Genomic DNA, 18,779 nt, shown 5'->3' with positions numbered 1-18,779 from the left:
TGTTCATCGTTCAGCCCGTCTTATGATGGGCTGAATTATTTCTGCCGTTTGAATATATGGCAGTGGGAATAATCGCAATGACTGGATGGATTTTCTCAATATCGGTTTTTTGGAAAATCACCTGTCGATGTTCATCCAGGCTTTGGAATTCATAATGATCTTGAGCTTCGCTCACCAACTGCAAAATGAGCTGCAGGCCATTAACCAGATACACACAGAGTATGCCTGCAGTGGATAACTCGACCTGTTTGTCACAGATTAGCCACCAGCCCGGTTTTAAGCTGGGAAAATAATACGGCCCTGCTACCTGAATTGCATAATGCTGTGCTTGCAGATGAAAAATATCCTGATTGAATGAAAATGCAGAATCTATAGGAATAAGTGCAAATGCCTGCTGTTGCACCACCTGCATCTGAAATAATACGCCTTGCTCTGGAATTGGAGCTAATTCAACTTTTGGCTCAGCCGACTGATCTAGAATGAGCACATCTAGACCCAGTTGTTGTTCCAGCTCCCTTGCTGCTTTCTCGCCGATCTGGCGTTTGCTATTCAGCAATTGAGCGATATACGATGCAGACAAGCCGAAATGCTCACAGATCTCTTTGCCGGTTTTAAATTGCTGCGTCTCGATCAGCAGATCAATCACCTTGGCCAGATTATTTCGTCTACGTTCAAATATTTCGGTGGCGCTCATCTTGGTTTGCTGGTCTATTTTTTATGCATGTGATTCAAATACCTTACAATAAAAAAGCCCGCAATTGAATTGCAGGCTTTTTAAACTTACATAAGGGAAATTAAGTACCCTGTACCAGACGGCGTGCGCTGATAATTCCCGGCTGCTGCTCTAGACGAGCCAAAAGCTTGGAAAGTTGTGCCAGACCTTTGACTTCAATCAACAGCTTCATATTGGCAATACCATCCGCTTCCGAAATGGTATTCACCTGACGGATATTGATCTGATCCGAGAAAATTACTTGCGTCAGATCTTTGAGCAAACCGCGTCGATCATAAGCTTCCACCACAATCTGCACACTTTGACCACGAGTCGGCTGCATTTCCCAGTCGGCTTCTACCGCACGTTCAGGCTCTTGGGTAATCATGCGCACATAGTCCGGACAAGCGACTTTATGAATGCTCACACCACGATTCAGAGTGATATAGCCAGCAATCGATTCACCATGCACCGGTTGGCAACATTGCGCGACATGTAGTTCCACGTTATCCAAACCATCGATCAGAATCCCGTGCGCTGACAGTGTATGACTGGCACGCGGGTTCAGGGCAGGTTTTAGCACCAGTTCAGGTTCGTCCTGATCCAGATGCATGTGACGATTCACCTGATTAATCAGGGCATGCAGGCTGATATCACCATTGACCAGATTGACCAGAATATCATCACCGGTTTTAACATTGAAGTGGTTGCAATAATCACTCAGATCAATCGATTTCGGGTGAATTGCCAGACGTGACAATTCTTTGTTCAGTACTTCACGGCCAACTTCCAGGTTCTTGCTACGATCCTGCTGACGGAACCAGTGACGCAGCTTGTCCCGCGCACGGGCAGTCTTGATATAACCTAGCGAATTAACCAACCAGTCCCGATTAGGTTCCCGGTCTTTTTTGGTCAGAATCTCAACCTGTTCACCGGTTTTCAGGGTGTAGGTCAGCGGCACATAGCGCTGATTTACCCGTGCGGCATAGCACTTGTTCCCGACTTCGGTATGCACATGATAAGCAAAGTCGAGCACGGTCGAATCACGTGGTAGCTCTTTGATATCGCCATCACGGCTAAACACATAGATCTTTTCAAAGCCTTCAAAATCTTGAATATGCTCAAAATTCTCTATTTCATCTTCAGATTCTTTATGTGCACTGCTTTCATTGCGCTCTTGATAATGCTCAAGTACCGCACGTAGGGAATGCAGACGATGGTTAAAGGAGCGATCTGTGGTTTTTGCGCCTTCTTTATAATTAAAGTGTGAACATACTCCCAGCTCTGCTTCTTCATGCATGCTATGGGTACGAATTTGCACTTCAAGTGACTTGTTCTCGGCAATCACCGCAGTATGTAAAGAACGATAACCATTGGCTTTCGGATTGGTAATATAGTCATCAAACTGATGCGGAATATGGCGCCAGATCTGATGCACAATACCTAAAGTGTGATAACACTCCGGTACACTTTTCACCAGTACCCGTAAAGCACGAATATCATAGAGCTGGTCAAAGCTCAGGTTCTTGCTTTTCATTTTTCGATAAATCGAATAAATGTGTTTCACCCGGCCATTAATTTCAGCTTCGATGCCATGCTCGGCCAATTCATTGCGTAATTTATCAATCACAAACTGAATATACTGTTCACGCTCGAGACGCTTTTCATTCAGTAAGGACGCAATTTCTTTATAACGTTCCGGCGCAAGATAACGGAAAGCCAGATCTTCCAGCTCCCACTTTAACTGGGCAATACCTAAACGGTGTGCCAGTGGCGAGTAAATGGTCAGAATTTCTCGGGCCACCCGTTCCTGACGCTCACGTGAGGAATTGGCCAGTTCACGCAAGGCATAGGTACGTTCGGCCAGCTTGACCAGAACAACACGTACATCTTCGGTGACCGAGATCAGCATTTTGTAAATGCCAGACAGATGTTCACGCTGGTTATTATTGAAATGATCTTCCAGGCGTTTATTTTTTTCGATCAGCTCAGACAGCTTACCCATGGCAAGCGTACCTTTGACCAGGCTATGCACCTGTTCGCCGAACTGTTCCAATACTTCACTGAGTGGCATGACGCCTTCACGAACAGCACGATATAACATGGCTGCGGACAAAGTATCTTCATCGACGTGCAGATGCGCCAGAATATCCGCCATCTCAATACCGGTATAAAAGGTATTGGAGCGGTGCTGAACCGTACTTTGCAGCTCTCTTTCTAATGTTAAGTGGGCGACTTCTTCGAGCTGCGTTAAAGGTGCGCCATCTAATATGCCACGAACCCGATCCAACCATTCAGTCAGATCCTGGTGTGCTTGTTCGGCATGTTCTACAGTCGTCTCCTGTGACAACTCATTGAGTCGCCCAGGGAGTTGCTCACGTACTGTGACCATACCCGTCTCCTACTTTTAAAAACATCATTTCTTTAATCGTTTATTTGATTTTCTTTTTCGAACAATGCGATTGATTCAACATGTCCAGTATGTGTAAACATATCCATCACGCCCGCTTGGGTGAGACGATAGCCCTGTTGTACCAAGAGTCCTGCATCTCTGGCGAGTGTCGCAGGATTACATGACACATAAACGATTCTTTTAGCTCCAAACTGAGGGATATAATGCATGACTTCTTCTGCCCCGGCACGTGGCGGGTCGATTAATAATGCATCAAAACCTTGATTTGCCCAAGTGTGGTGCGAGAAATCTTTGGTTAAATCTTGTGAATAGAACGATATTTGTGCAATACCATTGTTTTTGGCATTTTCCGCACCACGTCGAACCATTTCATCACTTCCCTCGACCGCAATCACCTGACCCGACGCACCAACACAGCGCGCCAGCGGCAAAGAAAAGTTTCCTAATCCACAAAACAGATCCAGAACCCGTTCACCCTGTTGTAGCTGAAGCAAATCACATGCCAATCGTACCATTTGCGGATTGATGCTTGAATTTACCTGAGTAAAGTCCAGAGGATTAAAGCCGAATTTCACATCAAAGTCATCAAGACCATAGTGTAAGCGTGCAGATGCTTCTGGATCATCTATCCGCGAGAGCGTTTCTTTGCCGGCAGGCTGCAGATACAGTTGCCAGCCTTTCTGTAACGTAAATTCGCGCAATTGGTTGACATCATCGGCAGATAATTTTGCAGTTTCACGCACTAGCAGCGCAATGTCCTGATCCCCCATGGCCAATTCTATATGACCGATGTCAGCCTTACCATTGAGACCTTGCAGCAATTGTTTAAGACCTGTAACCGAGCCAAACTCGCGATCCAAGATCATACAGCGATCAATCGACGTGAGTTTGTTGGACTGATTTTCACGAAAGCCCACCACCAGCTGATCCTTGGAAGGCAGATAACGCACCCCGATTCGCGCTTTACGGCGATAATCTTCACGTTGTGAACGTAAAGGCGGTAGCCATTGATCGGGCTGGATTCCAGCAAAATGCTGAAGATGCGATTTCAGCACATTCTGTTTCAGTTCAATCTGCGCATCCGCAGCGATATGCTGCATATTACAGCCACCGCAAATCCCAAAATGTGGACACACCGGCTTCACGCGAATCTCAGAAGCATCGCTCAACAATTCAAGACTGTCGGCTTCTTCTAGCTTCTTAACTTCGCGGGTAATGCGGGCACGCACGGTTTCACCCGGCAAGGCATAACGGATAAAGACTTTCTTGCCATGTTTATGCTGCGGATGATCCGGATGTGAACCATAATGAGCGATGCCACGTCCCTCATGCGATAGTGACTCAACCTGAAAAATGTACTCGGGTTGCTGGATAGGACGTGCTTGTGCTCGATGTTTCATGAAAACCTAGGGTGTGGAGATGGGAAAATCAAATTGGGTAAATTCAGTTCGTTGCGAAGTCTCACGCCAAACTGATAAAAAGTCCGCATGCTGCGGTTGAGTATGCAAATATTGAATCGTGCTTTGCAGCAGATGCTGATAATCCGGCAGTAACAGCTGGCCTTTTAACAGCAACCAGCGGATATACACCAGCCAGGTATTCAGGACATCACCTTCACAATAAGACGTCAGTTCGGTCCATTGCTGATTGCGGACATATTCCGGAACCCGATAGGCTCCGTCACCGCGCTTGCCTGGATAGCCCAGCAAATGTGCAACATCATCCAGCTTCTGGAAATGACGGGCATGAAACATGGCCATCACATCCATCAGGTCAACATGACGATGATGGTAACGATTCTGGTAGTTATTATAACGCTTTTGCGTATCAATTTCGCCCTGATCGAACAGACTCGGTGCAGAGAGCCCATGATACATGGCGCGGTATAAAATCACTGGTAAATCAAACTGTGAGCCGTTCCAACTCACTAGAGTCGGATGGCGCTTGTCAAAAATCGACAAGAATTTTTTCAAAATTTCTGCTTCAGAATGCTGTTCTCGGCTAAACGAAAACAGCTTGATGCCCTGCTCATCCATCCACAAACCGGAAATACAGACGATTTCATGCAGCGGCAAACGCTGAAAATCCGAGCCTGAATCCTGACGGCGTAATTTGGTCAAGGCCTGATCCAGATCTGCTTCGGGCAGGTCCAGACCAAACAGATGCGCGCCTGATTTGAGATCGGTTTGGGTTTCAATATCGAAAGTTAAAACAGGCAGGCGCATAAAACAGTGCTCAAATAATTATTCAGGATCTTGTACAGAGAATAACCCTGTAGACAAGTAACGGTCACCACGGTCACAGATAATACACACAATCACTGCATCCGGATGTTCTTCCGCCAGTTTAATCGAGGCCCACACTGCCCCACCAGAAGAGGTTCCGGCACTAATGCCTTCTTTCTGTGCCAGCTTACGCATGGTTTTTTCAGCTTCGATTTGTGGAATATCAATAATGCAATCGACTCGGCTGCGGTCGAAAATGGTTGGCAGATATTCTTCTGGCCAGCGACGGATTCCGGCAATGCTTGAACCATCAGATGGCTGTAAACCGACGATCTGAATATCAGGATTCATTTCTTTCAGGTATTTCGACACACCCATGATGGTGCCGGTGGTACCCATAGAACTGACAAAATGGGTAATTTTGCCACCGGTTTGCTGCCAGATTTCTGGACCCGTGGTCAGGTAATGCGCTTCGACATTGTCCGGATTTCCGAACTGATTCAGCACCAGACCCACACCATCATTCTGCATTTGAGCAGCAAGATCACGTGCACCTTCCATGCCCTGCTCTTTGGTTACTTCAATTAGCTCGGCACCATACGCACGCATCGCGTCCTTACGTTCCTGACTCATATTGTTCGGCATGATCAGCTTCATTTTATAGCCACGCATTGCTGCGACCATCGCCAATGCAATCCCCGTATTTCCGCTCGTTGCCTCAATCAGGGTGTCACCCGGTTTGATCTGCCCACGCTTCTCGGCCTGCATGATCATATTATAGGCCGGACGGTCTTTGACCGAACCTGCTGGGTTATTGCCTTCGAGTTTCGCGAGTACTGTAGCTTGAGTGTGACTTGCCAGACGCTGTAAACGCACCAGCGGCGTTTTGCCTACATAATGGTCTAACAAAAATTCATCTGCTTGAAAATCAGGGATGGTATTACTCATTATTTGCACCTATATCGAGGTGCGGCTATTGTATGAAAAAATGCTTTTCCCTGCACCCATTTAGCAAGGCTTTTTCAGAAAACTCACTAAAACTCACACACTATCAAGCCATAAACTACATTTCCCGATAATTTAGCCAGGTGAAGCAGCTCGCTAATGAAGATGAAAATACTATTTCAGTCTGGCACTTTTACAGATTGAAATTTCGTGCGTCTTAGTCTTGCTGTACCTGAGCAAAATTAACTGAAATCTCTTGTATTTTTAACTGCTAATCCGAAGCTTTATAAAAATTATGCTTAAATTTTAACTGTCGATTTAAAGCATGCTAATATGCCAGGCATAAAGAAAATACTGCTTAAATCATGTCAACGATCAACAAAAAGCTGTTTAAACGCCTACACTTAAATCATGCCTATGGACAGCTGATTGCGCTGATTTTTGTGCCGATTACCATTTTGGCCTGCGTCGGTGCCATGCTGGTGTTGACTGAAACCTCAAATGCCGCACGTGCCCAGCAGAAGCAGATGGCCATTGCGATTCTGACCCGCTTTCAAGGTACTTCAGAATATGCACTGGATATCTTGAACCTGTATCCATGGCAATATGACCAGGCCCACAATGCCATGCAGAACATGCTCAATGAAAAGCATCTGGTTCGGGCAGCGGTTCTGGACGAAAATGGCAAGAACCGTTTGGGCATCGGTTTTCAGGAACAGGCACCTTGGCCAGAATTTGAGAAAAGCGGCAATTTTATTGGCCCGATTCTGCATCAAGATAATCATATCTATGCCATTAAAGTGAATGAAAACACTTTTTCTACCGGCTGGCTGGCGATCGAACTGGATAACCAGCCGCTAGCAATTGCCCGTTACCGAGTACTGATCGTACTGATTGCGACCGGATTACTGACCTTATTATTGTTATTACTTTGCTTGAATTTCTACTCACGGCGCTGGATCGCCCCAATGTATGAGATTCGCATGCAATTGCAACGCCTGAATGCCGATACCCTCGGCCAGCATATGGTGATTAACAGCACCGGCGAGCTGCGTTTATTGCAACGTGATATTGCCAATGTGGTGAAACGTCTGCATTTCAGCTTTCTGGAACTGCGTGAACATACCGAACAGACCGAAGATGACTTGCGCCGTACCCTCGACACTTTAGAAGTCCAGAATATTACCTATCGTCAGGCACGCGACCAGGCCATTTCAGCTAACCAGGCCAAGTCGGTGTTTCTGGCCAATATTTCCCATGAACTGCGTACCCCGCTGAACAGTATTGATGGTTTTATTCATCTGTTGTTACGTCAGGGCAATCTCAGCAACGAGCAGAGCCTGTATTTGCAGACCATTCGTAAGTCTTCGGCGCATTTGCTGGCACTGATTAATGATGTCCTGGATTTTTCCAAGATTGATGCCGGCAAACTGGAATTAGAAACGGCACCTTTTGATCTGGAAGAAGCGATTTTTGATGTGATGGACATGTTGTCACCGCTGGCAGCACAAAAACATATTGATATGGCCTTCTATTATGCAGACGGTGTGCCAAAACACATTATTGGTGATGCACTGCGGTTTAAGCAGATTCTGACCAACCTGATTTCCAATGCGATCAAGTTCACTCCGGATGGAGAAATCATTGTCCGGGCACGCATGGAACATGAGGGCATAGATCAATGTGTGCTGCATTTTAGTGTGCAGGACAGCGGCATTGGCCTGAGTGGTACCGACCGTAAAAAGCTGTTTGAATCCTTCTCGCAGGGTGATACCTCAGTGACCCGTCAGTTTGGCGGTACTGGTCTTGGTCTGGCAATTTCCAAACAGCTGGTCAGCCTGATGCATGGCCAGATTGGTTTTGAAGACAATCAGGAACGTGCTCCGACCGAAAAAGGCTCTACTTTCTGGTTTACTGCCCAGTTCCTAGTCGATGAAGATACCGTGATTGAGCATCCAGACTTTAGCGAATTGACTGTGGTGTCTTATCTTGCCCATCCGGCAACTGCGAATGTGCTGCGGCATTATCTGGAAAATTATCAGGTTAAACATATTGAATGTGCATCAATTCTGGATCTGTTTAGCCGTCTGAATCATTTACAGAATAGCGAAAATACCTGGCTGATCGTCGATCATAGTGGTGACAGTGAAGTCTTGTTACGCGAAATCCGTTCACGTTATCAGGGTCATCTGGCTGTCTATGGTTATCAGATGCAACTGGATCCAAGCATGCTCAATGACCATCGTGCCCGTGCCCTGCATCAGCCACTCAGCCGCAGCGCGCTGATTCAGTTACTCGGCAATCAGCCGGTCTTCGACCAGGAACAGCATGAAGAATTTAATGGTCAAGGCCTGCATATTCTGGCCGTGGATGATCACTTACCCAACCTGATTGTTCTGGAAGCCTTGCTGGGTGAACTCAATGTCACCACGACCAAAGCCCTCAGCGGGCAGGAAGCGATCGATATTATTCAGCGCCGTTATGAACAGGAACAGCCAGCATTTGATCTGGTCTTTATGGACATTCAGATGCCAGTCATGTCGGGGATCGATACCACCCGTGCTATTCGCTCGCTGGAATCAACTTTTGAAAATCATAGCCGTCTGCCGATTATTGCACTGACGGCACATGCGCTTTCTGATGAAAAACATAAACTGCTGCAAAACGGCATGGATGATTATGTCACCAAGCCGATCCAGATCGAGCAGATTATCCAAATTTTGACGCACTGGACTACCGAGCATTTTAAACGGATTCCGGTACTGGAACGCGCCAATGTGATTGATGCACTGGATCCAAATATTCTGGACTGGCAGCAAAGCCTGCAACTGGCAGCCAATAAAGAAGATCTGGCGGTAGACCTGTTACGCATGCTGGTGGACAGCTTTGCAGATGAACTCGATGAAATGCAGCAACTGATTGAACTGGAAGATTTTCCACAACTGGAACATGTGCTGCATCGTTTATATGGCGCGACCCGCTATGTCGGTGCACCGACTTTGCAGAAAGTCACCGGTGGCTTTGAACAGTTCGTTTCAACCCTGCGCAAAGAACGCCGCAAGGCCGATGAAAGCTTTGTTCAAGACGTGTTGAAATATTTTGATGAACTCAAAGCTGTAGTCGAACAGGTCGAACAGGCTGCCCAGCAAATTTTGAAGCAACATTTAAATTAAACCTCTGAAGCTGCTCAGTTCTTAACTTACTCAAGTGTGACTGAGCTGTCATGCAAGGCCAAAGGCTGCATGCTATGCTCAAGCCAGGAAAAATAAGGAAGAATGCCATGTCACTCGTGCGCTTGGAAAAAAATAACGGCATTGCCACTGTTACACTGAATCGTCCGGATAAACGCAATGCCATGAGCTTTGCCCTGCTACGCGAACTGGTCGCGACTGCACAGAAAATCAAAAAAGATAAAAGCATCCGTTGTGTGATTTTAACTGGCGAGGCCCAGGTCTTTAGTGCCGGTATTGATCTGGCAGATTTAAATAATCCTAAAAATCGTGCTTATGCCGCATGGGAACTGATTCGTCCTGGTCAAAGCTTATTTCAAAAAGCATTTCTGGTCTGGCAAGAATTACCAGTTCCGGTGATTGCCGCAATGGAGGGCTTCTGTTTTGGTGCCGGGATGCAGCTTGCTCTGGCCGCAGATATCCGCATTGCCCATCCTGACACCAAAATGTCAATTATGGAAACTCGTTGGGGACTGGTGCCAGACATGGGACTCAGCCGTTCACTGAAAGGCCTGATTGGGATTGATCTGGCCAAAGAACTGACCTTAACTGCCCGGATTTTTGATGGTGAATATGCCAAAGAAATCGGTCTGATCACCCATGTCGATCAACAACCTTTAGCTAGAGCACAAGCCTTGGCTGAAGAAATGCTGCAACGCTCTCCAGATGCGCTGATGGCCTCTAAATTTGTACTAGATGCCATGCAGCATCATCCAAATAAATCCCTGCGTATGGAAAAAATCTGGCAGCTGAAATTATTACTGGGTAAAAATAGTCAACTGGCTCGTAAAAAAGACAAAAACCCAGATATTCAGTTTGTGCCACGCCAGTACAAATAAACCAAGTCTGAATCCAGGAAAGGAATAAACCAAAGCATGCAGTTGAATCTTGATACTAAAATTGCCTTCTTAGGGATGGGGCTGATGGGCACTCGTATGGCCACACGTCTGCTTCAGGCAGGTTTTCAGGTAGCGGTCTGGAATCGCACACCAGCAGCCTGTGAGCCCTTGCTGGATCTAGGGGCAACTGCGCTATCTTTAGACCAGATTGCCGACTATCCGGTGATTCTTACCTGCCTGGCAGATGATCATGCAGTGCAATCGATCTTTGCTCAGATCGAACCGTATTTGGTTGCGGAGCAAGTGATTGTGGATTTTTCCAGTCTTTCGGTACAACAAACTCAAACACTTGCCGCGCAAGCACAGGCCAAGAAAGTGACCTGGATTGATTCTCCGGTTTCAGGCGGTACAGTTGGAGCCGAACAAGGCAGTCTGGTGATTTTTGCCGGTGGTGATGCCGCGACGATTGAAAATCTTAATCCGATCTATGCAGTACTTTCACAGCGCGTGACCCGTATGGGTGATACGGGTACCGGTCAGGCGACCAAAATCTGTAACCAGCTGATTGTGGCTGCCAATAGCACCTTGATCGCAGAAGCGGTCGCCTTGGCTGGACTTGCCGGGGTAGATACACGCTTACTGGCACCAGCGCTAGCGGGTGGTTTTGCCGACTCCAAGCCTTTTCAGATTCTGGCACCGCGTATGGCCACGCAAACTTTTGAACCGGTGCAATGGAAAGTACAGACCTTATCCAAGGATCTGAATAATGCCGTGCAACTGGCACAAAGCTTTGACCTGGATGTTCCGGTGGCGACTCAAGCTTTAACGCAGTTACATGCTCATCAAGCCCAAGGCTTTGCCGAAGCAGATCTGGCTACTGTAATCCAGCAACTAAAACATTCATAACGCTTGATTGATGCGGCCTTGAATATTGAAGAGAAAGACATGATTAAACTTGCCGTCAACCTGTCGATGATTTTTACCGAAGTGCCGCTGATTGAACGCTTCGCGCTGGCTCGTGCACAGGGCTTTAATCATGTGGAAATCCAGTTTCCTTATGAACTCACAATTGGCCAGATTCAAAACCAGCTCAGCACGCATCAGCTGAACTTGTGCCTGATTAATGTGCCAGCGGGCGATTTAATGCAGGGCGGTCATGGTCTAGCCGGCATTCCAGGACAGGAAATCGAGTTTCGTCATGCTGTTGAGCAGGCCATCCAGTATGCCACGGCGTTGAATGTACCGCGGGTCAATATTCTAGCAGGAAAACAGCCTCTGGATTGTGATCTGCTACCCTGCCTGAATACGCTGGCGAGTAACCTAAAAATGGCCTGTTCAATGCTGCTTGAGCATCAAATTGAACCGGTCTTCGAAATGATCAATGGCACCGATATGCCACGTTTTTTGATTCAAAATGTTGCCCAAGCCCAGGAAATGCTGGAAGCGGTACATCATCCGGCCTTAAAAATGCAGTACGACTGTTACCACATGGCAATGATGGGCGAAGATGTCTTAGAAACTTTGCAAGAAAATATTGCCTCGATTGGTCATATCCAATTTGCGGATTGTCCGGGACGGCATCAACCCAATACGGGTTCAATTCAATATCATGATATATTTCAGTGGTTAAAACATAGTCAATATCAAGGTTATGTCGCTGCCGAGTATAAACCTAGCGGACATTCCAACGATTCCTTTGACTGGAAAGCTGAGTTCTTTACGGAGCATGACTGAGTGGACTGCGGCTTCATTTGAAATTCAGGACTAAAACCGCTATATTAGACCATGCATAATTGTTAGGAAATTACACTCCCCATGAATTTAGAACCATCGCCCAGCGCTTCTAATTCTCACGATCTTACTATGAATTCAAATTCTCAAGCTGTACAGGACTGCTTAAAAGTCGTACATGCTGCACTTGAAGATGTAAAAGCAAAAGAAATTGTTGAGCTTGATGTCAGCGGTATCAGTAATGTGGCTGATGCTATGGTCATTGCAAGCGGTACATCGACACGTCACATCAAATCATTGGCCAATAACGTTGCTGAAGAAGCACGAAAAGCTGGCTTCCGCCCTCTTGGTATTGAAGGCGAACGTGATGCTGAATGGATCCTCATCGACCTTGGTTATGTGGTGGTTCATTGTATGCTTCCAACAGCGCGTAAATTCTATGACCTAGAAAGCTTATGGCGCAATCCTACAGATACTGACTCTGTAGCGTAAAAACCGAATATTCAAAAAAGCGACCTGTGTAGGTCGCTTTTTTATTGCCTGTTCATCTAACTTTATAAGCATTAATACAACTCAATCTGTTCGCTATTTTTTAATTTCCATCTTGTCTTATGCACCGATTTGATTGGTATTTTAGGATCAATTCATCATCAACATAGACGTTCGATGATCACTCAATCATCCTTTTCCCAAGATATAAAATAAAAAGTCCCCCTTTATTAAAAGGGGGACTTAGGAGGATTCTAATAATTTAGATGATTAGTGACCCGTACCATTAATGGCTTTAGTCATATCTTCCACCACTTTCTTGGCATCACCAAAGATCATCATGGTCTTGTCATTATAGAACAAGTCATTGTCGAGACCCGCATAACCGGTTGCCATAGAACGCTTGATCACCATAATCGTACGTGCCTTATGGGCTTCCAGAATTGGCATACCATAAATTGGCGATGTTGGATCATCTTTCGCCGCAGGGTTCACAACGTCGTTCGCACCAATCACTAGCACCACATCTGTTGCCGGGAAGTCCGAGTTGATCTCATCCATTTCCAGGATGTCTTCATACGGTACGTCCGCTTCAGCAAGTAGTACGTTCATATGACCTGGCATACGACCTGCTACAGGATGAATCGCAAAACGAACCGTTACGCCCTGCTCTTTTAGCAAGTTAGCCAATTCTTTTACCGCATTTTGTGCACGGCCTTGCGCCATACCATAACCCGGTACAATCACCACGCTGTCTGCATTTGACATCAGGAAGCCTGCATCATCTGCCGAGCCAGAACGGTGATTACGTTGGACCTGTTCACCTGCTCCTGCTGTCGGCGCAGCTGCACCGCCCATCGCACCGCCAAACAAAACGTTGATGATTGAACGGTTCATCGCTTTACACATGATGTAAGACAGAATGGCACCTGAAGAACCCACCAGTGAGCCTGCAACGATCAACATGTTGTTTTCTAGGGTAAAACCAATACCAGCTGCTGCCCAACCCGAGAATGAGTTGAGTAGCGATACCACCACTGGCATGTCACCACCACCGACTGGTGCAATCCATACCCAGCCGAATGCCAGCGCAAGACCTGTCATCGCCCAGAACGATGTCATATTGCCAGTCAGGAAGAAGTGAACCCCAAAACCTAACATTGCAATAAAGATGATTGCCTGAACTGGTTTCACCCACACACCTGAAATGGTTTTCGCCCATTTCTTTGCAGCCAGTTTGCCGTAAGCAAAGACTGATGCTGTAAAAGTAATCGCACCTACGAAACAACCCACAAACAGTTCAAATAAATGAATACGGCTCATTTCATGGAAATTGACACCATTGGCAGCCAATAAGTCTGGACCAAGTTCGATCAGTTTGTTGTTGTGAATAATAGCAGCGACAGCAATCAAGACCGCAGCCAGACCCACCAATGAGTGCATTAGCGCCACAGTTTCAGGCATCTGGGTCATTGGAACTGTGCGTGCACGGGCGATACCCACAATTGCACCCAGCACCATTGCACCAATAATCATCCAGACAACCGGATTCTCAGCCACAAAGAAGGTAGTCACGACCGCAATGGCCATCGCGATCATTCCGTAACGGTTACCGGCAATCGCAGTTTTAGGACCTGATAAACCACGTAGCGTCAGGATAAAAAGAACGGCACCAATCAGGTAGAACCAATCCGCATATTCTCGAATCATTTCCATGGATTAACCCTCTTTTTTCTTTTGCTTAGGTTTAAACATTTCCAGCATACGTGCAGTCACTGCAAAGCCACCGAAAATATTAATACTGGCCAGGAACACCGCAATTGCACCAAGCACGCTCACCACATTAATGGTCTGGAAATCTACGCTACCTTCAACGCCGATCACCGGCAGGCCAACGGTCTGAATCATCGCACCGACAATAATGATCGATGACAAGGCATTGGTGACCGCCATCAACGGCGTATGCAATGCTGGTGTTACACCCCACACCACGTAGTAACCTACGAAAATGGCAAGGACAAAAATCGTAATTGTTTCAACCATGAGTCTTCTCCTTAACCACGTTTCAGCAGCACTTGGCCGCCATGAGTGACAAGTAGGGCTTTTTGAATTTCTTCTTCTTGATTCAGGACAAAATTCTTATCTGCATCAAATAATGTTTCAACGAAGTTAAATACGTTACGAGCGTATAAAGCAGAGGCTTCAGTCGATACAGTCGACGGAATATTTGGAATGCCGAGAATTTTGACGCCGTTGTCGGTATGGACTGTTTCGCCACATTTTGAACCTTCGACGTTGCCGCCAGATTCTACTGCCATGTCCAGAATCACTGAACCCGGTTTCATTTTCGCAACTGTTCCAGCACGGATTAAACGCGGTGCATCACGGCCCGGTAAAAGCGCTGTGGTAATCACGATGTCAGCATTTGATACCGCTTTATCAACAATTGCAGCCTGATCGCGGATGTATTCTTCACCCGGCATCCAGCCATAACCATTTTTGGCAGCATCTGCAGCTTTTTGCTGCTCTTCAGCAGACATCGGTACGTCTAACCATTTACCGCCCAGAGATTCAACCTGATCTTTCGCAGTTGGACGCAAGTCCGTGGCTTCAACGATGGCACCTAAACGTTTTGCTGTTGCAATCGCTTGCAGACCTGCTACGCCGACACCCATGATCACCACACGAGCCGGTTTAACCGTACCCGCAGCAGTCATCAGCATCGGGAACATGCGCTGGTATTCAGCCGCAGCCAAAAGCACCGACTTGTAACCTGCAAGGTTGGCTTGAGAAGACAAGACATCCATGTTCTGCGCACGAGACAAGGTTCGTGGCAAAAGTTCCAATGCAAATGCAGACACGTTTTGTGCCGCGAATTGGTCAAGCTCAGTATTACGGTAAGGATCAAACATTGCCACGATAGTGGTGTTCGGGTTGAGTTTTTGAATTTCATCACCTTTCGGTGCACGAACTTTTAAAATCAACTGACTGCCGGTATAGGCATCATCCGTAATTTTGGCACCAACTTGTTCATAGGCACTATCGATATAGGCAGCTTTAACCCCTGCACCACGTTCGATAATCACGCTATGTCCTGCGCTGATCAATTTCTTTACTGTCTCTGGCGTCGCAGCGACGCGATTTTCACCGACAACAGTTTCGGCTGGAATTCCGATCTGCATGAGCGTTCCTCAAGCTAATTTTTCTTAAGTAAACATCGTGTAAACGATGCTTCCCCTCAGGATGTGTTCTTGTTGAATTTTTGGATTCTAATCAAACTGTTTGAAATTACTACCTACTATTTATTTAATAAATACCTATATTTTGAACTGATGATTCATAAAAATGATGCTGCAATAGCACATTTATTTAATTCTCTAGCTATTCATATTCGATGATTTTATAAACGATATTCATTCCACTGAATGAAATATCCAGATTTTGCTGGCGTAAATAAGCGCGAATTTCTGATTTATTTTGTTACATTGATGATTCTGACAATGATTGCTGTATTTCTTGATTCAGAAGCAGACTTTCAATTTCTCTAGTCCCTATAGATAGCGGCACTTTAGCTGCGTCGTTTTTTTAGTTTTGACTTTTTTGACAGATTTAGTACTCAAGCAAGAGCACTGTTTTTAGATGTTAAAATCGTATTTTATGAAATGATAGAATTTGTTTTGAGCAGATCTTCATCAGACATAATTGATACATCTGACAAAAAAATAATCGCCAAAATTTTATAAGACCCAAGTCTCAAACAGTCAGATAAAGGGTAGAAAAAAACCTTGCGTACTATTTATTATATTAATGTACTGAACTTGATTCAAAATGGGAAATCCCATTTTTGCACCAAATTTGCGCAACAAAATAGAGTAAATATTCCACTTTTTTGGCTGAGTGCTCCTTTTTTATTGTTTCTAGATCAAGCTGCGCTTTAATGAAGCAACCCCATTATCAAAAGATAAAAAATTCTGCAAACATTCACTCATATTTTCTATTTAAAATTGCACTTCTTTCTTTAAGCTGCCTGAGTTCTAACGATTTTCAATGCTGGCAATATTTCTCTACTTTTAAAGCGAGAACTTCTGGCCTATAGTGCCCTCAATTTGAACATTATTCTTATTCCTCATTTCAATTCTTCCGGTCTGAATACAAGGTTAGCCCTATGCACACGCCTCTCGATATTAGTCAAAATAAGCCCTTATTATGGCTGATGGCGATTGCATGCGGTTTATGTGCCGGCGCGAACTATTATTGCCAGCCGTTGATTTCATCGATTCAGCAGTATTATCAGGTACCTGAATCACAAGTGGCACTTACTGTCACTTTTGCTCAAATCTCTTATGCCCTGGGCCTGCTGTTTATTGTGCCTTTAGGTGACATGCTAAATAAAACCAAACTGATCCCTTTCCTCATGCTGGGTGCCGCAGCAGGTTTATTTATTTGTGCTAGTGCTGTGAATCTGCCGATGCTCTGGGTCGGCACTATCATTGCCGGACTGTTTTCCGTGGCTGCACAGATTCTGATTCCCTTGGCCACCATGGCGGTCAAACCGGAAAAAACCGGAGAAGTGGTGGGCTTCCTGATGAGCGGATTACTGGTGGGCATTCTGCTCTCAACCAGTATTGCCGGATTATTTTCCGACCTGTTTCACTGGAAAATGATTTATATCGTCAGTGGCATAAGTATGCTGGCCTTAAGTTTTTATTTGAGAGGAAAACTACCGAGCCTGCCACGTCTGAGAATCAGCTATACAGCGATTTTTAAATCTATGGGGATATTACTCAAGCAGGAACCACGACTGGTTTTGCGTTCACTTACAGGTGCGTGTGCTTTTGCTGCCATGAGTATGTTGTTCTCCACCATCGCTCTGCTGTTGACACAGGAACCTTTTCAGCTTTCTGATGTCATGGTCGGACTGGTCACGCTGGTCGGTGTATTTGGCGCACTTTCTACGCAGTTCATTGGTAAATGGGCCGATCGTGGCCATATCAAAATACTGAGCTGGATCGGCTGTTCTATCCTGATGGGGAGCTGGCTGTTTTTATACTTTGGTGCGGTATCCTTGCTCAGTTATATTCTCGGTTATGGACTGATAAATCTCGGGCTCGCAATTACGCACAGCTGTAACCAGAACGTGATTTTCCGCCTGCGCCCGGATGCCAAATCACGGGTCAATTCACTGTATATGACCTTGTATTTTATTGGTGGTGCATGTGGTTCAGCCTTAGGGGTTTATGCCTGGCATCACGGTGGCTGGAGCATGACCTGTCTGGCAGGACTCGGGCTAGCTCTGTGTGCCACCCTATTCGCCCTGCTGGATCAATGGCATCAGGCTAAGACAACCGCATAAGTATTTTACCTCTATTTAGCTGACTTGCGCCGCCGGATAATAAGGCTTATTCAGATCAAGAGTTTGTGAATTTTCCAATAAAATACAGATAAAAACCGGCAATAAGGCTGCCAGAATCCGGCAGCTTTCCTCTAATGATTTATAATTCAGCGAGCTGTGATACGTGGCGCCACCCTGCATTATCTGATGGTGCAAGGTAGATAAACGCTGAAATATTCCAGCTAAAATTTCAACAGAATTTCGTTCTTTTAAAGCATTCTCTATATTCTGTTTCTGTGTTTCCAAGTCAACCTGACAGCTTTCCAGGCTAATTTTCTGATGACGATAATCCCAAAAGCTTTGTTCCACATAGGGATTGGCCAAGAGTGAGCAGATCGGCTGGCTGTATTTTTCCCAAAGAATATGATTAATTTTCTGATCCAGATCCTTTTGGCAGAGTGTTTCCAGAAACTGCTGCAGCTTGCTTTGATCTTGAACTAGATCACTCTCATCTGCATAAATCGCCTGAAAGCTGATCCACAGGCTGATAAACTTAAAATCCAGATCCTGATCCAGATCTAGCGATTTTTTAAACCAGCCTAAGCCCCGATGAATTCTTAAATTAAAATGTGCCGAATTTTGTGCTTTATGGCTTTTATAAATTTCCTCCAATAACAACATGATTATTCTCCTTATTTCTAAAATTTTTATCTTCATCTTTCTCCTATCAAAATATACCATTCCAACCTGACTGGGAATTCCAATTTTATTTCTTGTTTCATTCCCTGGATTTACCGGGCTAGCTCAAGTTCGCCGGGTGGTTTTTCTGATTTTATGCTAGTATTACGCCCTCTTTTTGCGAC

At 45.6% G+C, this 18,779-nt stretch carries 15 protein-coding genes; 6 read left to right on the top strand and 9 right to left on the bottom strand.

From position 1 onward, the window contains the following. Positions 1-10: 10 nt before the first annotated feature. From ACO1B7_RS09680 to cysM, 5 genes are all read right to left on the bottom strand, one after another. Entirely contained in the window at positions 11-694 is a 684-nt protein-coding gene (locus ACO1B7_RS09680) for a S24 family peptidase (protein WP_216986292.1), read from the bottom strand. A gap of 100 nt (positions 695-794) precedes the next feature. Next, complete coding sequence (locus tag ACO1B7_RS09675) at positions 795-3,104, bottom strand: RelA/SpoT family protein (protein WP_004281652.1); 2,310 nt, start codon at positions 3,102-3,104, stop codon at positions 795-797. A gap of 32 nt (positions 3,105-3,136) precedes the next feature. Then, complete coding sequence (gene rlmD, locus ACO1B7_RS09670; RefSeq protein WP_004281651.1) at positions 3,137-4,525, bottom strand: 23S rRNA (uracil(1939)-C(5))-methyltransferase RlmD; 1,389 nt, start codon at positions 4,523-4,525, stop codon at positions 3,137-3,139. Between the two features lie 6 nt (positions 4,526-4,531). Continuing rightward, positions 4,532-5,350 carry a 3'-5' exonuclease gene (locus tag ACO1B7_RS09665; RefSeq protein WP_004281650.1) on the bottom strand — a complete coding sequence of 273 codons (819 nt, stop codon included), beginning with the start codon at positions 5,348-5,350 and terminating at the stop codon, positions 4,532-4,534. Between the two features lie 18 nt (positions 5,351-5,368). Continuing rightward, complete coding sequence (gene cysM, locus ACO1B7_RS09660; protein WP_423090115.1) at positions 5,369-6,298, bottom strand: cysteine synthase CysM; 930 nt, start codon at positions 6,296-6,298, stop codon at positions 5,369-5,371. A gap of 362 nt (positions 6,299-6,660) precedes the next feature. On the opposite strand from cysM, the gene ACO1B7_RS09655 reads away from it, so the two are divergent. The 5 genes from ACO1B7_RS09655 to rsfS all read left to right on the top strand — a co-directional run bounded on the left by ACO1B7_RS09655 (position 6,661) and on the right by rsfS (position 12,587). Then, a complete protein-coding gene (locus ACO1B7_RS09655) occupies positions 6,661-9,468 on the top strand; it encodes a GacS-like sensor histidine kinase (RefSeq protein WP_423090114.1) in 2,808 nt (935 codons plus the stop codon). 107 nt (positions 9,469-9,575) lie between these two features. Then, positions 9,576-10,364 carry a crotonase/enoyl-CoA hydratase family protein gene (locus ACO1B7_RS09650; protein WP_071851623.1) on the top strand — a complete coding sequence of 263 codons (789 nt, stop codon included), beginning with the start codon at positions 9,576-9,578 and terminating at the stop codon, positions 10,362-10,364. A gap of 36 nt (positions 10,365-10,400) precedes the next feature. Then, positions 10,401-11,270 carry an NAD(P)-dependent oxidoreductase gene (locus tag ACO1B7_RS09645; RefSeq protein WP_216986295.1) on the top strand — a complete coding sequence of 290 codons (870 nt, stop codon included), beginning with the start codon at positions 10,401-10,403 and terminating at the stop codon, positions 11,268-11,270. Positions 11,271-11,309: 39 nt separating this feature from the next. Beyond that, the gene (locus ACO1B7_RS09640; RefSeq protein ID WP_423090113.1) at positions 11,310-12,098 is read left to right on the top strand and encodes a hydroxypyruvate isomerase family protein; all 789 of its coding nucleotides are present in this window, start codon (positions 11,310-11,312) and stop codon (positions 12,096-12,098) included. 81 nt (positions 12,099-12,179) lie between these two features. Next, positions 12,180-12,587 carry a ribosome silencing factor gene (gene rsfS, locus ACO1B7_RS09635; RefSeq protein WP_004645144.1) on the top strand — a complete coding sequence of 136 codons (408 nt, stop codon included), beginning with the start codon at positions 12,180-12,182 and terminating at the stop codon, positions 12,585-12,587. 267 nt (positions 12,588-12,854) lie between these two features. Here rsfS and ACO1B7_RS09630 read toward each other — a convergent pair whose 3' ends face one another. From ACO1B7_RS09630 to ACO1B7_RS09620, 3 genes are read right to left on the bottom strand one after another with little or no spacing between them, the layout of a single operon-like run. Continuing rightward, the gene (locus ACO1B7_RS09630) at positions 12,855-14,300 is read right to left on the bottom strand and encodes an NAD(P)(+) transhydrogenase (Re/Si-specific) subunit beta (RefSeq protein WP_216986296.1); all 1,446 of its coding nucleotides are present in this window, start codon (positions 14,298-14,300) and stop codon (positions 12,855-12,857) included. A 3-nt stretch (positions 14,301-14,303) separates the two neighbouring features. After that, positions 14,304-14,627, bottom strand: a complete 324-nt coding sequence (locus ACO1B7_RS09625; protein WP_004281642.1) for a proton-translocating transhydrogenase family protein — start codon at positions 14,625-14,627, stop codon at positions 14,304-14,306. Positions 14,628-14,638: 11 nt separating this feature from the next. After that, positions 14,639-15,766 carry a Re/Si-specific NAD(P)(+) transhydrogenase subunit alpha gene (locus tag ACO1B7_RS09620; RefSeq protein WP_004281641.1) on the bottom strand — a complete coding sequence of 376 codons (1,128 nt, stop codon included), beginning with the start codon at positions 15,764-15,766 and terminating at the stop codon, positions 14,639-14,641. Between the two features lie 983 nt (positions 15,767-16,749). On the opposite strand from ACO1B7_RS09620, the gene ACO1B7_RS09615 reads away from it, so the two are divergent. After that, complete coding sequence (locus ACO1B7_RS09615) at positions 16,750-17,937, top strand: MFS transporter (RefSeq protein WP_005106075.1); 1,188 nt, start codon at positions 16,750-16,752, stop codon at positions 17,935-17,937. 15 nt (positions 17,938-17,952) lie between these two features. On the opposite strand, the gene ACO1B7_RS09610 is transcribed toward ACO1B7_RS09615, so the two are convergent. Beyond that, a complete protein-coding gene (locus ACO1B7_RS09610; protein ID WP_005248075.1) occupies positions 17,953-18,597 on the bottom strand; it encodes a hypothetical protein in 645 nt (214 codons plus the stop codon). Positions 18,598-18,779 lie beyond the last annotated feature (182 nt).

Source organism: Acinetobacter lwoffii (assembly GCF_049367455.1).
GTDB lineage: Bacteria > Pseudomonadota > Gammaproteobacteria > Pseudomonadales > Moraxellaceae > Acinetobacter > Acinetobacter lwoffii_W.
Note: the sequence above shows the minus strand (reverse complement) of the source record. Positions and strands in the feature narration are given on the sequence as shown.